We start from the raw sequence: 15,698 nt of genomic DNA, 5'->3' as shown, positions 1-15,698 counted from the left end.
CAAAACGTCAAATCACCACACACGGTGCCCAGCTGACTGCCGTGCGCATCGACCACGAGACCGATAGCTCACGCCAATCAATAACGATCGTGTTTTCGATAACAGCACTCTTGACGCGCCTGTAACCCCGGAGCAAGACTCCCGTCCATCGGTCGGCATTGTCGAACACCTACCGGCAATACGCGCTAGAGTGTGGCAACGCCAAAGGCCGGCATCGCTCTCACCCCCGAGGGCGCACGAACCCCCGGCGGGACCCGGGGTTCGGCTTCCCTGGACGAAGGACAAAGGAGTCGCGGGTGTCCAGCTCCGACATCTTCATCGGCGAGACCATAGGTACCGCCGTACTCATCCTGCTGGGCGGTGGCGTCTGCGCCGCCGTCACGCTGAAGGCCTCCAAGGCCCGTAACGCCGGCTGGCTCGCCATCGCCTTCGGGTGGGGTTTCGCCGTCATGACGGCCGTATACATCTCGGCACCGCTCTCCGGTGCCCACCTCAACCCGGCCGTGACGCTCGCACTCGCGATCAAGGACGGTGGCTGGGACAACGTCCCGATCTACTGGGCCGGGCAGCTGCTCGGCGCCATGATCGGCGCGACGCTCGTCTGGGTGGCCTACTACGGCCAGTTCCAGGCGCACCTGACCGACAAGGAGATCGTCGGCGAGCCGGCGGCCAAGGCCGTCGAGGCCACGGAGAAGGGCGCGGGCCCGGTCCTGGGCATCTTCTCCACCGGTCCTGAGGTCCGGAACGTGGTGCAGAACCTCGCCACGGAGATCATCGGCACCGTCGTCCTGATCCTCGCCATCCTGACGCAGGGTCTGAACGACAAGGGCAACGGCCTCGGCACCCTGGGCGCCCTGATCACCGCGTTCGTGGTCGTCTCCATCGGTCTGTCGCTCGGCGGCCCGACCGGCTACGCCATCAACCCGACCCGTGACCTGGGCCCGCGCATCGTGCACGCGCTCCTGCCCCTGCCCAACAAGGGCGGTTCCGACTGGAGCTACGCCTGGATCCCGGTGGTCGGTCCGCTGATCGGCGGCGCCGTCGCTGCAGGCCTCTACAACGTCGCTTTTGCTTAGAAGCAGAATTCCGAGCACTGAAGCAGCAGTAGAACCAGTCCTCATGACCACGGAACCCCTCAGGAGCACACAGTGACCGACGCCCACACCGCCGGACCGTTCATCGCGGCCATCGACCAGGGCACGACCTCCAGCCGCTGCATCGTCTTCGACCGGGACGGCCGTATCGTCTCCGTCGACCAGAAGGAGCACGAGCAGATCTTCCCGAAGCCGGGCTGGGTCGAGCACAACGCCACCGAGATCTGGACCAACGTCCAGGAGGTCGTCGCCTCCGCCATCGAGAAGGCCGGCATCACCCGCGACGACATCAAGGCCATCGGCATCACCAATCAGCGCGAGACCACCCTCCTCTGGGACAAGAACACCGGCGAGCCCGTCCACAACGCCATCGTCTGGCAGGACACCCGCACCGACGCGCTCTGCCGTGAGCTCGGCCGCAACGTGGGCCAGGACCGCTTCCGCCGCGAGACGGGCCTTCCCCTCGCCTCGTACTTCGCCGGTCCGAAGGCCCGTTGGCTGCTCGACAACGTCGAGGGCCTGCGGGAGCGCGCCGAGGCCGGCGACATCCTCTTCGGCACCATGGACAGCTGGGTCATCTGGAACCTGACGGGCGGTGTGAACGGCGGCAAGCACTACACCGACGTCACCAACGCCTCCCGCACCATGCTGATGAACCTGCACACCCTGGCGTGGGACGAGAAGATCGCCGAGTCCATCGGCGTCCCGCTGAACATGCTCCCGGAGATCCGTTCCTCCTCCGAGGTCTACGGCGAGGTCACCGGCGGGCGCCTCGGCGAGCTGCTCGGCGGCATCCCGGTCGCCTCCGCGCTCGGCGACCAGCAGGCGGCCCTGTTCGGCCAGACCTGTTTCGCCGAGGGCGAGGCCAAGTCCACGTACGGCACCGGCACCTTCATGCTGATGAACACCGGCGAGAAGATCATCAATTCCTACTCGGGCCTGCTGACCACGGTCGGCTACCGGATCGGCGACGACGCGCCGGTCTACGCCCTGGAGGGCTCGATCGCCGTCACCGGTTCGCTGGTGCAGTGGATGCGCGACCAGATGGGCCTCATCTCCACCGCCGCCGAGATCGAGACCCTCGCGCTCTCGGTCGAGGACAACGGCGGCGCCTACTTCGTGCCGGCCTTCTCCGGTCTGTTCGCCCCGTACTGGCGCTCCGACGCCCGCGGTGTGATCGCCGGTCTGACCCGGTACGTCACCAAGGCGCACCTCGCGCGTGCCGTCCTGGAGGCCACCGCCTGGCAGACCCGGGAGATCACGGACGCCATGACGAAGGACTCCGGCGTCGAGCTGGCCGCTCTCAAGGTCGACGGCGGCATGACCTCCAACAACCTGCTGATGCAGACGCTCTCGGACTTCGTGGACGCCCCCGTGGTGCGCCCGATGGTCGCCGAGACCACCTGCCTCGGCGCCGCCTACGCCGCCGGTCTGGCCGTCGGCTTCTGGACCAGCACCGACGACCTGCGTGCCAACTGGCGCCGGGCCGCCGAGTGGACCCCCAACATGGACGCGGAGAAGCGCGACCGTGAGTACAAGAGCTGGCTCAAGGCCGTCGAGCGGACCATGGGCTGGCTCGAGGACGAGGAGTAAGAACCCCACATGACCAGTCAGTCCACCCTGCAGTCCGTGCCTGCCCTCGGTACGCACCCGGCCTCCGGCTCGAACCCGAGCCGGGCCGAGACCCGGGAGCAACTCTCCAAGGCGACGTACGACCTCCTCGTCATCGGCGGCGGCATCCTGGGCATCTCCACCGCCTGGCACGCCGCGCAGTCCGGGCTGCGGGTGGCCCTGGTCGACGCCGGCGACTTCGCCGGTGCCACCTCTTCCGCCTCCTCCAAGCTGCTCCACGGCGGTCTGCGCTATCTGCAGACCGGCGCGGTGAAGCTGGTGGCGGAGAACCACTTCGAACGCCGTGCGGTCTCCCGCCAGGTGGCCCCCCACCTGGCGAACCCGCTCACGTTCTACCTCCCCGTGTACAAGGGCGGTCCGCACGGTGCGGCGAAGCTCGGGGCGGGCGTCTTCGCCTACTCCGCGCTCTCCGCGTTCGGTGACGGCGTCGGCCACCTCCTGTCCCCCGCCAAGGCGGCGCAGGACGTGCCCGAGCTGCGCACCCAGAACCTCAAGGCCGTCGCCGTGTACGGCGACGACCAGATGAACGACGCCCGCATGGCGCTGATGACGGTCCGCGCGGCCGTCGAGGCGGGCGCGGTCGTCCTCAACCACGCCGAGGTCACCGGCCTGCGCTTCACCCAGGGCCGGGTGACCGGCGCGGAGCTGCGCGACACCACCTCCGGCGACGAGTTCGGCGTGAGCGCCCGCCTGGTGCTCAACGCGACCGGCCCGTGGGTGGACCACCTGCGCAAGATGGAGGACCCGGACTCGGCTCCCTCGATCCGCCTCTCCAAGGGCGCGCACCTGGTCCTGAAGCGCACGGCTCCGTGGAAGGCCGCGCTCGCGACCCCCATCGACAAGTACCGCATCACCTTCGCCCTCCCCTGGGAGGACATGCTGCTGCTCGGCACGACCGACGAGGAGTACGAGGGCGACCCGGCGGACGTCTCGGTCACCGAGAAGGACATATCCCAGATCCTGAACGAGGCCGCGTTCTCGGTCCGCGACCAGCAGCTCTCCCGTGACCTGATCACGTACTCCTTCGCCGGTCTGCGCGTGCTGCCCGGCGGCCCCGGCAGCACCGCGAAGGCCAAGCGCGAGACGGTGGTGACCGAGGGCAAGGGCGGCATGCTGTCCGTCGCGGGCGGCAAGTGGACCACCTTCCGGCACATCGGCCGTACGGTCATGCAGAAGCTGGAGGCCCTCCCCGGCCGCCCGCTCGGCGAGGACTTCGAGCCGATCTCCTCCCTCCCGAAGAAGCTCCCGCTGCCGGGCGTCGCCAACCCGCGCGCGGTCGCCCACCGTCTCCTGGTCGACAACCCGGCGCCGGGCCCGCGCATGGCGGCCGACACGGCGAAGCACCTGGCCACGCACTACGGCTCGCTGGCCTTCGACATCGCCCGACTCGCCAACGAGAACCCGGAGTTGGGCCGGCGCGTCCACCCCGACGCCCCCGAGATCTGGGCGCAGGTCGTCTACGCCCGCGACCACGAGTGGGCGGAGACCCAGGACGACGTCCTGCGCCGCCGCACCACCCTGACGATCCGCGGCCTGGCCACGGACGAGGTCCGCGCGAAGGTCCAGGACCTGCTCGACAAGAAGTAGGCGGTACGGCATGAAAGGGGCGGCTCTTCGGTTGGGAGCCGCCCCTTTGGCGTGCCAGGAAACCCAGCGGCGTCCAGTTGGGGACGGTGCCTATCGTGAGGCTGTGCTGATTACCGACGCCGAGATCGCCGCCCAACTGGCGCCTGGCGGCTTCCTGTTCCTCCGGCGCCTCGACGAGGCCGAGGTCCCGCCGTACCCGCTGCCGCGCGACCGCGGTCCTGCGAGCTGTCTGCCCGAGCACGGGCGCATCGACTCGCCGGCCGTCGACATCCACGACCCGGCCCTCCCCGCCAAGGTCGGGGAGGGCTGGTTCCGGATGGCGACCGAGTACGGGCTGTTCGACGAGAACCGGGAGTTCCTGCTCAGCGTCGAGTATTCCGATCCCGAGGCCGTCGGCAGCGAGTGGGCCTGGGCCCGCGTCCAGCTCCTCGACGGGTGGGACCTGGGCGGCGGGGACGACGGGCCCTTGCCGATGTGGATGCGGTTCTACATGGGCGACCGCTTCGCGCCGGAATTCACGGTGATGGCGCTCGACGGCCACATGATGATGAACACCACCCTGTGGGGCAACGGCACCGTCAGCACGATCGTCGTACGCCCGCCATCAGACAAGCGCCCTGATGTGATCCGGTGACGTCAACTCGGCCCGCCGCACGATCAGTTCGCGCCCCAGCAGCAACGCCCGCCGGGACGCCGGCACCGGATCCGGCAACGTCGTCAGGTCGGTCAGGTGGGCGAAGCCGATGATGCGGCGGACGATCTCCGTGCCGGCGTAGCCGACCGAGTCGGTCCAGACACGGGAGAGGAAGCGGTCGAGGTAGGCGTCGTCGAAGAAGGCGTCGACCCGGGTCGGCCACAGGCGCCGGAACTCGGCCGCGAACGCCGCCCAGGACAGCCGGAGCTGGTCGCCGTGGTCGGACAACGTGCCCAGCGCACGCGCCCGTTCCTCCGACACCAGCACGTTGGCCCAGTACAGCCCGAGGTCGTAGCCGATCGGGCCCACGAAGGAGAACTCGGGGTCGAAGACCCGTACCACCGGGGCGCCTTCACGCTCGCCGACCATGACGCTGCCGGTGTGCAGGTCGCCGTGGAGCAGTGCCTGCGCGCTGGTCATGAACGTGTACCGGAGGTCCGCGACCTCCGTGCGCAGACGGGCGTCGGCACGGAAGTCGGCGGCCAGGTCCGTCAACTCCGGGAGCCAGTGGTTGTGTTCGTGCTCGATGTACGGCTCGGAGAGCACCACGTCTTCCGTGATCTTGCACAGTTCTGGGCTCACCGAGGCCGCGATCAGCGCCTTGCGGTCGGCGGACTCCATACCGAAGTCGCTGGTCGCGAAGGCGAGTTGGGCGACGAACTCGCCGATCCGCGCCGAGGTGTCCGGGCCGTACGACGCGCCCTCGTTGAGGACCGTGCGCAGGACCTCCAGGTCGGACATGTCCTCCATGACGAGGGCGTAGTTGTCGGCGTCGTAGCCGTGGATCGCCGGGATCTTGTCGGGGGCCACGCGCGCCACCTGCTCGTATGCCCTTGCCTCGGCGTCGGCGCGCTCGGGGCTCATCGGCCAGGAGGGGCCCGCGACCCGCACCCAGGGCAGCGCCTGCTTGACGGCGAGACTGTGGCTGCCGTCGGCGTTCGAGGCGAGGAACACCCGGTTCATGTTGCCGTCCGACACCTCGCGGACGTGGATGTCGCTCACGTCCGCCCAGTGGCCGCGCTCGTGCAGGTACGCCGGGATGTCGTCGGTCTCCAGGATGCGGTAGCCCATCGTACGAACTCCTCGAACTTCCTTATGCGGTGCGGCGCTTGGACAGGGTGAAGCTGAAGACCAGGGCGAGGATGAGGACCGCGCCCTCGACGACGTCCTGGGTGTAGTAGGGCAGGCCCTTGATCGTCAGACCGGTGGTGATGATGCCGATGAGGACGGCTCCCAACGCCGTGCCCCAGACGTTCGGGCGGCCACGGCCGAGGACCGAGGTGCCGACCAGGGCGACGGCGACCGCCTCCAACAGCTGTGACGTACCGGCGCTCACGTCTCCCTGGCCGATGCGGGACGCCAGGATCAGGCCGCCGATGGAGGCGAGGACGCCGGAGAGAACGTAGGCGAGGGCCCGGTACGCGCCGACGCGGATGCCCGCCAGGCGGGAGGCCTCCGGGTTGGCGCCGATGGCGTACAGGACGCGGCCCCAGCGGGTGCGGGCCAGGAACACCCAGGCGACGACGGTCAGCGCGCCGAAGATCACCACCGAGATGGGGATGCCGAGGAGCGTGCCGCGGTCGATGCGGAGGAAGCCCGCGGTGAACTTGCCGGGGGCGGTGGTGCCGTCGGACTGGGTCATACCGGCGGAGATGGACTGGCCGTCGACCAGGATGAGTTTGGTGCCCTGGATGACGAACATGGTTCCGAGCGTGGCCAGCATGTCGGGGATCTTCATCACGACGATGAGCAGGGCGTTCAGGAGTCCGGCGAGCGCGCCCGCCGCGATCACGGCGAGGATCGCGACCGTGCCGACCTGGTTGTACGTCACCATCGTCTTCGCGGCGACGGTGACCCCGAGCCCGGCGACCGCGCCGACGGACATGTCCATTCCGCCGACTGCCATGGTGAGGGTGACGCCGAGGCCGAGGATCGCGGCGACGGAGACGTACCGGAGGGTGTCGAGGAGGGTCGCCGACTCGCGGAAGGAGCCCTCGCTCAGCGCGAAGTACAGGAAGAGCGCGACCGTGACGAAGATGAAGCCGTACTTGATGACGGCGCTCTGCACGAGCACGGCGGTGGAGGCGGCGGGCGCCCCCGTCGCCTTCGGTGCGGCCTCGGGGCTCTGGGTGGTGGTCATGGCGTACTTCCTGAGTGGGCCGGGGTCACACGGACGCCGAGATGGTCTGGATCACGCGGTCGCGTTCCGCGTCTTCGCCGTAGGCGTCGAGGTGGACCTCGCCGGCCGCGAGGACGACGACGCGGTCGGCGATCTCCAGGACCTCGTCCACGTCGGCGGAGAGGACGAGGACGGCCGCTCCCTCGGCGGCCAGCGCGCGGGCGCGGCGGCCGATGTCACGGCGGGCGCCGATGTCCACGCCTCGGAACGGCTCGTCCAGGATGAGGACACGAGGGGTGTGCGCGAGCCAGCGGCCCACGACGACCTTCTGCTGGTTGCCGCCGGAGAGTTCCTCCACCGTGCTGTGCTCGTCGCGGGCGACGACACCGAGGGCGTCGATGGTCTCGCGGCCGAGGGCGTCCTCCTTGCCCGTGTTCACGAGTCCGCCCCGGGACAGGGACCTGAGGAACGGCAGCGAGATGTTCTGCGCCACCGACCAGCCGGGGACGAGCGCGTCGGCGTGCCGGTCCTCGGGGACGAGGTGGACGCCGGCGCGGATCGCGTCGGCCGGGCGGCGGGGCGCGTAGGGCTTGCCGTCGAGCGTCACCGTGCCGGTGGTGAAGGGCTCGGCGCCGAACAGGCCGCGGGCGAGTTCCGTCTTGCCCGCGCCCAACAGGCCTACGACACCGGTGACTTCACCGGCGCGGAGGTCGAGGTCCAGGGGTGCGCGTCCCTCGAAGAGGTGGACGCCGTGCAGGGCGAGGACGGCGTCCCCGTGCTCGCCCGAGTGCTGCGGGCGGGCCGTCGTCACCTCGTGGGCCTGGGCGAGCATCGCGCGCAGGGCGCTGTCCCAGTCGAAGGGCTTGACCTGGTCGTCGGTGAGACCGCCGTCCCGCAGGACGACCAGCCGGTCGGCGAGGGCGTCGATCTCGCCGAGGCGGTGGGAGACGTAGAGGACCGCGATGCCGTCGTCGCGCATCTTCTCGACGAGGGCGAAGAGCCGCTCCGCCTCGGCGGCGGAGAGGGCGGAGGTCGGTTCGTCGAGAACGAGCAGCCGGGGGCGGGTGGCGAGGGCGCGGGCCAGGATGAGCAACTGACGGTCGGAGATGCCGAGTTCGGTGACGTCGCGGCGCAACACGGCGTCGCTCCAGTCGAGTTCCAGCGCGGCCTGGATCTCGCGGGCGCGGGCCAGGACACGGCGGCCGTTGAGGAACGGGTTGCCGCGGCGCTGGGCCAGTTCCTCGAAGACCAGGTTCTCGGCGACGGAGAGACCGGGCACGATGCCCTCGCCGATCCGCTGGTGGACCGTCTGGATGCCCAACCGCCGGGCGGCGGACGGGGATTGGAGAGCTGCGGGTTCCCCTGCGACCCGTACCTCCCCGCCGTGGTCCGTGTGCACGCCCGACAGGATCTTGATAAGCGTGGACTTGCCCGCGCCGTTCGCGCCGAGCAGCGCGACCACGCTGCCCGGTGCGATGTCGAGCGAGACGGAGGCGAGCACCGTCTTGCCGCCGAAGGCCATGCTGACGTCGCGGAGCGAGACCGCGGCGTCAACGGCCGTGTCAGTGGGCGACATTGGGGATCCAGTCGGCGGTGCCCACCTTGGAGAGGTTCAGGGCGGGCAGGGCCGCGCGGAGCTGGTCCATGTTCTCGATCTTGTTCTTGCGCAGGAAGTCCTGGGTGATCGCGACGGCCGGGAAGTCGACGGAGGTCTTGCCCAGCTGACCGGCCAGCTCCAGGGCTGCCGTACGGACGACGGCCGCGCCGACGGCGGACGGGTCGGTGCCGGCGGTGGCGACCCACGGGCTGTTCGCGGCGGTCATGTTCTGGATGTCGGCGTTGGAGACGTCCGCGCCGAAGACCTTCACCTTGCTCTGGAGCTTCTTGTTCTGGACGGCGAGGACGGTGCCCTTGGCGAGCTCGTCGTAGGGGGCGAAGACGCCCACCACGTCGGAGTGCTGGGTGAGCGCGGCGGAGACCAGGGGAACGTTGTCGGTGGCCGTGGAGTCGGTGACCTTGCCGACCTTGAACTGCTGCTTCCAGCCCTGGGCGGCGACCTCCTTCGCCCAGACGGTGTTGCGCTTGTCGAGGGCCGCGTAGCCGGCCACGTTGACGTAGCCGACCTTGGCGTTCTTGCCGACCGTCTTGGCCATCACGTCGAGGACGGCCTGCGCCATGCTGGCGTCGTCCTGCTCGGTGCTGATCACGGACTTGTTGGTCTGGTCGACGTCGTAGACGACGACCTTGATGCCCTTCTTCACGGCCTGGTCGATCTCGGGCTGGATCGTGGACGGGAAGCCGTGGTCGATGATGATCGCCTGCGCGCCGGAGTTGATGGCCGAGGACAGGTCGGTGGCCTGCTTGGCGTTGTCGGCCTGGGCGTCGTACACGGTCAGGTCGACGCCGAGGGCCTTGGCCTGCGCCTTGGCGCCGTTGCCCCACTGCTCGAAGTAGTCGCCGGCGCCGCTCTGCCGGACGAGGGCGACCTTGACCGTGCCCTTGTCGAAGGGGGCCGGCTTCTTGCCCGTGGCGGCCGAGGCCGAGGCGGCGGTGTCGGCGGTGCTCTTCGACGCGTCGCTGGACTGGGAGCAGCCGGCGAGGAGGAGGGCCGAGGCGGAGGCCAGCGAGAGCGCGGCGAGGGGGACACGGGTGCGGGACATGAGGGGCTCCAGGTGCAAGGTGGTGCAGAAGGGGTGAAGAACGGGCGTGCGTGACCCGGAGCATGGGAAAAGGAATCAGCCACCGCGGAACGGGTGGTGGACCGCGGCACCAAGGGCTCGCGGGGCTCCGGATGTGGTCAGCGACAGCTGGCTGTGGTCGACCGGAGCAAGTCCACGTACAGCCGCCGCACGAGCAGCAGCGTCTTCATAGGGAGATCATGAGAATGTTTTCAGCCATTGGTCAAAAGGATGGAAGCGGTTTCTCAGCTGGTGAGACAACGACTACGTCACATCAGGCCTGTTCACTGACGGCGGTTACCATCGCATAACCGGCCCCGACCCGGGACGACGGGCCTCGCTGTCCCCCCTTTGCCTCCTCCACCGGTCCGGTGTTCGTCTCGGCATCCGGACATCCCTCCCACTTTCCGGAGTTGCTCCCATGACCCTGCTCACCACCTGGCCCGAGTCCGGTCCCGAGAACCTCGTGCGCCGCACCGCCGACCCCGTCGAGATCGCCGCCGCGCTCGCGCCCCTCGGTGTGCGCTACGAGCAGTGGCCGATCCGCGAGGACGTCCCGGCCGACGCCGACAGCGACACCGTCTTCGCCGCCTACGGCCCGGAGATCGACAAGCTGAACGCCGAGGAGGGCTTCACCACCGTCGACGTCCTCGGTCTGCACCCCAGCGACGACCCGGAGTACCCGGCGAAGGCGGCCGGCGCCCGCGCGAAGTTCCTCCAGGAGCACACGCACGACGACGATGACGAGGTCCGCTTCTTCGTCTCCGGCTCCGGCATCTTCTACCTGCACGTGGGCGGCGAAGTGCACGCCGTCTACTGCGAGAAGGGCGACCTGCTGGGCGTGCCGCGCGGCACCACCCACTGGTTCGACATGGGCACCGAGCCCGCCTTCACCGCGATCCGCTTCTTCCACGAGGAGGACGGCTGGGTCGGCAACTTCACCGGCTCGACCATCGCCTCGCGCTTCCCCGACTACGACACGATCGACGCGGGCTACCAGCAGGACAAGGCCGCCGCGTGACCTTGCGGTACGACGTGGACGCCGTGGTGCTCGACATCGAGGGCACCACGAGCGCCACGGGTTTCGTCGTCGACGTGCTGTACCCGTACTCGCGCTCGCGCTTCGCCGCCCTGCTCACCGAGCGGGCCGACGACCCGGCCGTGTCCCGGGCGATCGCGCAGGTCCGCGAGCTGACAGGCACCCCGGACGCCGACGCCGTACAGATCGAGAAGACCCTGGGCACCTGGCTCGACGAGGACCGCAAGGCCACACCCCTCAAGACCCTCCAGGGCATCATCTGGTCCGAGGGCTTCGCCCGCGGCGACCTCGTCTCGCACTTCTACGACGACGTCGTACCTGCCCTGCGCACCTGGCACACGGCGGGACTTCGGCTGTACGTCTACTCGTCCGGCTCGGTGGCCGCGCAGCGCGCGTGGTTCACCTCCAGCCCGGAGGGCGACCTCCTCCCCCTTGTCTCCGGTCTCTACGACACGGAGAACGCCGGTCCCAAGCAGGAGCCGGAGTCGTACCGCCGTATCGCGGCGGCGACCGGCGTCGAGCCGTCCCGGCTGCTCTTCCTCTCCGACCGGCCCGGCGAACTGGACGCGGCCGTGGCCGCGGGCTGGCACGCCGTGGGTGTACGGCGGCCGGGAGAGCCGTACTTCGAGCAGGGCGTCGGCGACCACGCGCAGGCGGGGGCGTTCGACGAGATCGGCATCACCAGTTCAAGGAGCACCACGTGACCACCGAGCCCACCGCACTCGACCTTGAGGAGGCGGGGGCGCAACTCGCCGCCGAGTCCGCCCGTTTCGCCTCGTTCGGCTGGATGCGGGGGACCTCCGGGAACCTGTCCGTGGTGCTGTCCCGGGACCCGCTGCGGCTGGCCGTGACGGCGAGCGGGCACGACAAGGGTGATCTGACGCCCGCGGATGTGGTGTTGGTGGACCAGAACGGCGCCGCCGTGCAGGGCGGCAAGCCGTCCGCCGAGGCCGAACTGCACGCCCGTGTCGCCGCGTTGACCGGCGCCGGTGCGGTGGTCCACGTGCACACCGTGGCGTCCGTCGCGATGGGACGGCGTGAGCCGGGCGGGATCGTCTTCAAGGACGTCGAGATGCTCAAGGGTGTCGGCCGGCCCGCGCACGACGTCGAGGTGACCCTGCCGGTCATCGCCAACAGCCAGGACATGAAAGTGCTGGGCGACCGCCTGGAGGCGGCCCGGGATCCTCGGATGCCGGCGGTGGTCGTGGCGGGGCACGGGCTGTATGTGTGGGGTGCGGATGCGCGTCAGGCCCGGCATCACACCGAAGTGGTGGAGTGGTTGCTGGAGTTGGAGCTCACCCAGCACTGACCGACGCCGACCCGTGCGAAAGGGGCCCCGAGTTTCGGGGCCCCTTTGCCGGTTCCGCGGAGCTGCGACACCGGCATGGCCCTAACGGCCGGGGACGGGCGGGGTGCGCAGTCGCAGGCGCTCTCCCTGCGGCCCGAACATGATCAGGTACTCGACCGGCCCGCCGGAGCCGACGTTCGCGACCCCGTGCGGGGTGCGCGTGCCGAACTCGGCCACGTCCCCGGCAGTCAGGACGAGGTCCTGGTCGCCGAGTGCGAGCCACAGCCGCCCGTACAGGACGCACAGCCACTCGTAGCCGTCGTGCGAGACCTGCCGCGGGCGCGCCGGCGGTTCGTCGACGGCGGGCAGGACGTGCTTGTGGGCGTGCACTCCGCCGACGTAGCGGGTCAGCGGGAGGACTGCCTTGTCGTCGCCGAAGCTCAGCGGCACCGAGGTGCGGCGCTCGGCCGCGGGGGCGGGCGCGGTGCCGGCCAGCTCGTCCAGGGAGACGCCGTACTCCTTCGCCAGTTGCAGCACCACCTCCAGGGTGGGCTTGCGCCGGCCGGTCTCGATCCGCGACAGCGTGCTCGGCGAGATGCCGGTCGCACAGCTGACGCCGGTGAGCGTGGCGCCGCGATGCTCGCGTGCGGCCCGCAGCCGGGGGCCCATCGCCGCCAGTGTCTCGGCCACGCCGTCGCCTGCCACCGCCCCTGCACCTCCCGAACGCGCTACTCCACCGCCCTGTCCTGCAAGTTTGCCAGATTGGCAATCCTCATCGCGTCGGGCGGTCGCCGCGCCGCATGATCGATGGGTACCCGCGACCACCAGCGAACCGAGGAGAAGCCCCCATGCAGTCCGAGCCGTCCGCCGCGCTCTGCCACCGCACCGTCGAGGGCCCGGCCGGGCGCCTGCACCTGGTCGAGCAGGGCACCGGCCCGCTGGTCCTGCTCGTGCACGGCTTCCCCGAGTCCTGGTACTCCTGGCGCCGACAGCTCCCGGCCCTCGCCACAGCCGGCTACCGGGCGGTGGCGATCGACGTGCGCGGCTACGGCCGCTCGTCCAGGCCCGCGGCGCCCGACGCGTACCGGATGCTCGACCTGGTGGAGGACAACGTCGCCGTCGTGCGCGCCCTCGGAGAGAAGGACGCGGTGGTCGTCGGCCACGACTGGGGCTCCGGCATCGCCGCCTCCTCCGCCCTGCTCCACCCCGGGGTCTTCCGCGCGGTCGGTCTGCTGAGCGTCCCCTACGCACCGCCCGGCGGGCCCCGCCCCACCGATGTCTTCGGCCGGATCGGCGGCCCCGAGCAGGAGTTCTACGTCTCCTACTTCCAGGAGCCCGGCCGCGCCGAGGCGGAGATCGAACCTGATGTCCGGGGCTGGCTCGCCGGCTTCTACGCGGCCCTGTCCGCCGACACCATGCCCGCCCGGGGCGAGCCCGACCCGCACTTCGTCGCCCGCGGCGGCCTGCTGCGCGACCGTTTCCCCGCCGGTATCCTCCCGGCCTGGCTGACCGAGGACGAACTCGACGTCTACGCCGGGGAGTTCGAGCGCACCGGCCTGACCGGCGCCCTCAACCGCTACCGCAGCATGGACCGCGACTGGGAGGACCTCGCTCCCCACCGCGGAGCCCCGATCAAGCAGCCGTCCCTGTTCATCGGCGGCACCTTGGACGCCTCCACCACCTGGATGTCCGACGCGATCGCCGACTTCCCGACCACCCTCCCCGGCCTGACCGCCTCCCATCTGCTGGACGGCTGCGGCCACTGGATCCAGCAGGAACGCCCCGGGGAGGTCAACCGTCTGCTGACCGACTGGCTCACCACCCTCACGGGCTGAGGGGCGGGTGCCCTGTCGTCCGGACCGGGTTCATGCTTCGTCGCGGTGGGTGAGGTGGCCGTCGGTGAGCCGCCAGTAGTGCTGATGGGGGATCAGTTGCCAGGTCTCGTCGGCGTCGATCGCCCGCGCGATCCATTCATGCAGTTGCGGGAGGGCATGCGCCCGTAGAACGGCGCGGGTGGCGGCACGTTCGGCAGCATCCACCGGGTGGACGTCTATGCGGAAGCCGACCATGTCCGAGTGCGTGCCGCGGCCGTAATTGCGGGCGATCGGAGCGATCCACGCTGCGCCCAGAACGATGGTCCCGCTGTCCTGTCCGGTGAGGAACCGCAGGTCCGTGACTCGGGTCATGAAGGGGCCGAGACACTCGTTGATGTCGGTGGTGGTCAGTGGCCAGGCACGGTGCCTGGGCAGTCTTCGATTGCGTGCGGACACAGCACGCAGAATGACAGAACCGGTCGGCCGAGACGAGGAAGAACCTCCTGGCTGCGGGCGCAGGGGCTCAGCGGAGCTCGGGGGAACTCACGGAACGTCCCACGTTCAGCCGGTCTCCGGGGAGTTCACCGGCCGATACCTCCAACACGCCCCGCTCCGTGACCAGTCCGGTCACCAGCCGGCCCGGTGTGACGTCGAAGGCGGGGTTGTGGCCGCGCGACTCGGCCGGAGCGGTCCGTACCCCCGCCCACTCCAACACCTCGGCCTCGCCCCGGAGTTCGATGTGGATCTCGTCGCCGGTCCTGGTGGCGAGGTCGACCGTGGTGGTCGGGGCCGCCACCAGGAACGGGATGCCGGCGTCCGCGCAGGCCAGGGCGACGCCGACCGTGCCGACCTTGTTCGCGGTGTCGCCGTTGGCCGCGATGCGGTCGGCGCCGACGATGGCCGCGTCGACCTCGCCGCGCAGAATCGTTCCTGCGGCGGCGCCGTCGGCCTGGACGTAGTGCGGGATGCCCTCCTGGACCAACTCCCAGGCGGTCAGACGCGATCCCTGGAGCAGGGGGCGTGTCTCGTCGGCGTAGACGACCTCCAGCCGTCCCCGCGCGTGGAGTTCGCGGATGACGCCGAGTGCCGTGCCCCAGCCGGCCGTCGCCAGCGCGCCCGTGTTGCAGTGCGTGAGGATGCGCAACGGCCGTTCCACACCGGCCTGTTGCAGCCTGGCGAGCAGCCAGTCCGCGCCGAACGCGCCCATCGCGCGGTTGGCGGCGACGTCCTCGCGCTGGACGGCGGCGGCCTCTTCGAGGACTGCGTCGAGGCCCTCGACGAAACGCGTCATGACCCGGTCCACGCCCGCCATGAGGTTGACCGCGGTGGGCCGGGCCTCGCGGACACGGGCGACCGCCGCGCGCACCTCGGCCTCGGTCCAGCCCTCCCGCTCGCCCTCGATGATCGCGAGCGCGACGCCGTACGCTCCGGCCGCCCCGATCGCGGGCGCCCCACGCACGACAAGACGCTGGATCGCATCGACGAGCGTGTCCACATCGTGGACATCCACTGTCTCGTGGCGATGCGGGAGCAGGGTCTGGTCGATGAGCGCGAGGCCGCTGCCGGTCCAGTCGACCGCGCGCAATTCCTGGGGCATAACGGGACACTCCTGCTATTCCGATGGTGTCGGACACCGTACATGACCTCGAAGAACCACAGTTCGAGACAGTCGGGCAGGTGTCTCAAAACGAATGTTAAAGTCCAGCACCCGCAGCCCGAAGGCCGAGACGAAGGAGGACGTGTGCTGCTCACC

General features: G+C 70.0%; 15 protein-coding genes. 8 read left to right on the top strand and 7 right to left on the bottom strand.

Annotation, left to right across the window (positions count from 1 at the left end):
* Window positions 1–296: 296 nt before the first annotated feature.
* The 4 genes from OH768_RS41485 to OH768_RS41470 all read left to right on the top strand — a co-directional run bounded on the left by OH768_RS41485 (window position 297) and on the right by OH768_RS41470 (window position 4,947).
* Window positions 297–1,076, top strand: a complete 780-nt coding sequence (locus OH768_RS41485) for an MIP/aquaporin family protein (RefSeq protein WP_406461605.1) — start codon at window positions 297–299, stop codon at window positions 1,074–1,076.
* 72 nt (window positions 1,077–1,148) lie between these two features.
* Window positions 1,149–2,687, top strand: coding sequence for a glycerol kinase GlpK (gene glpK, locus OH768_RS41480; protein WP_406461603.1), 1,539 nt, complete (start codon window positions 1,149–1,151; stop codon window positions 2,685–2,687).
* Window positions 2,688–2,696: 9 nt separating this feature from the next.
* Window positions 2,697–4,313 (top strand): FAD-dependent oxidoreductase, encoded by a 1,617-nt coding sequence (locus tag OH768_RS41475; RefSeq protein WP_406461601.1) that lies wholly within the window; start codon window positions 2,697–2,699, stop codon window positions 4,311–4,313.
* Window positions 4,314–4,416: 103 nt separating this feature from the next.
* Window positions 4,417–4,947, top strand: a complete 531-nt coding sequence (locus OH768_RS41470) for a hypothetical protein (RefSeq protein ID WP_406461600.1) — start codon at window positions 4,417–4,419, stop codon at window positions 4,945–4,947.
* Here the strand turns inward: OH768_RS41470 and mtnK are convergent.
* From mtnK to OH768_RS41450, 4 genes are read right to left on the bottom strand one after another with little or no spacing between them, the layout of a single operon-like run.
* Window positions 4,918–6,078, bottom strand: coding sequence for an S-methyl-5-thioribose kinase (mtnK, locus tag OH768_RS41465; protein ID WP_406461598.1), 1,161 nt, complete (start codon window positions 6,076–6,078; stop codon window positions 4,918–4,920). The two genes, OH768_RS41470 and mtnK, sit on opposite strands and share 30 nt — an antisense overlap.
* A 22-nt stretch (window positions 6,079–6,100) precedes the next feature.
* Complete coding sequence (locus OH768_RS41460; protein WP_406461597.1) at window positions 6,101–7,147, bottom strand: ABC transporter permease; 1,047 nt, start codon at window positions 7,145–7,147, stop codon at window positions 6,101–6,103.
* Window positions 7,148–7,172: 25 nt separating this feature from the next.
* A complete protein-coding gene (locus tag OH768_RS41455; RefSeq protein ID WP_406461596.1) occupies window positions 7,173–8,702 on the bottom strand; it encodes a sugar ABC transporter ATP-binding protein in 1,530 nt (509 codons plus the stop codon).
* The gene (locus tag OH768_RS41450; RefSeq protein WP_406461594.1) at window positions 8,689–9,786 is read right to left on the bottom strand and encodes a substrate-binding domain-containing protein; all 1,098 of its coding nucleotides are present in this window, start codon (window positions 9,784–9,786) and stop codon (window positions 8,689–8,691) included. Before OH768_RS41450 ends, OH768_RS41455 begins: the two co-directional genes overlap by 14 nt.
* Before the next feature lie 439 nt (window positions 9,787–10,225).
* Between OH768_RS41450 and OH768_RS41445 the strand changes: the two genes are divergently transcribed.
* Genes OH768_RS41445 through mtnB form a run of 3 tightly spaced genes read left to right on the top strand, consistent with a single transcriptional unit; the run spans window position 10,226 to window position 12,152 of the window.
* Complete coding sequence (locus OH768_RS41445) at window positions 10,226–10,825, top strand: 1,2-dihydroxy-3-keto-5-methylthiopentene dioxygenase (protein ID WP_406461592.1); 600 nt, start codon at window positions 10,226–10,228, stop codon at window positions 10,823–10,825.
* The gene (gene mtnC, locus OH768_RS41440) at window positions 10,822–11,547 is read left to right on the top strand and encodes an acireductone synthase (RefSeq protein ID WP_406461591.1); all 726 of its coding nucleotides are present in this window, start codon (window positions 10,822–10,824) and stop codon (window positions 11,545–11,547) included. Before OH768_RS41445 ends, mtnC begins: the two co-directional genes overlap by 4 nt.
* Entirely contained in the window at window positions 11,544–12,152 is a 609-nt protein-coding gene (gene mtnB / locus OH768_RS41435; protein ID WP_406461589.1) for a methylthioribulose 1-phosphate dehydratase, read from the top strand. The genes mtnC and mtnB overlap by 4 nt, the downstream gene beginning before the upstream one ends.
* 81 nt (window positions 12,153–12,233) lie before the next feature.
* Here mtnB and OH768_RS41430 read toward each other — a convergent pair whose 3' ends face one another.
* Window positions 12,234–12,836, bottom strand: a complete 603-nt coding sequence (locus OH768_RS41430; RefSeq protein ID WP_406461587.1) for a helix-turn-helix domain-containing protein — start codon at window positions 12,834–12,836, stop codon at window positions 12,234–12,236.
* Between the two features lie 143 nt (window positions 12,837–12,979).
* Between OH768_RS41430 and OH768_RS41425 the strand changes: the two genes are divergently transcribed.
* Window positions 12,980–13,966, top strand: a complete 987-nt coding sequence (locus OH768_RS41425) for an alpha/beta hydrolase (protein ID WP_406461586.1) — start codon at window positions 12,980–12,982, stop codon at window positions 13,964–13,966.
* Between the two features lie 30 nt (window positions 13,967–13,996).
* Here the strand turns inward: OH768_RS41425 and OH768_RS41420 are convergent, their stop codons facing one another.
* A complete protein-coding gene (locus tag OH768_RS41420; protein WP_406461584.1) occupies window positions 13,997–14,401 on the bottom strand; it encodes a hypothetical protein in 405 nt (134 codons plus the stop codon).
* Window positions 14,402–14,468: 67 nt separating this feature from the next.
* Window positions 14,469–15,542 (bottom strand): S-methyl-5-thioribose-1-phosphate isomerase, encoded by a 1,074-nt coding sequence (mtnA, locus tag OH768_RS41415; protein ID WP_406461583.1) that lies wholly within the window; start codon window positions 15,540–15,542, stop codon window positions 14,469–14,471.
* Between the last annotated feature and the right edge of the window lie 156 nt (window positions 15,543–15,698).

Source organism: Streptomyces sp. NBC_01622 (genome assembly GCF_045209635.1).
Lineage (GTDB): Bacteria > Actinomycetota > Actinomycetes > Streptomycetales > Streptomycetaceae > Streptomyces.
Note: the sequence above shows the minus strand (reverse complement) of the source record. Positions and strands in the feature narration are given on the sequence as shown.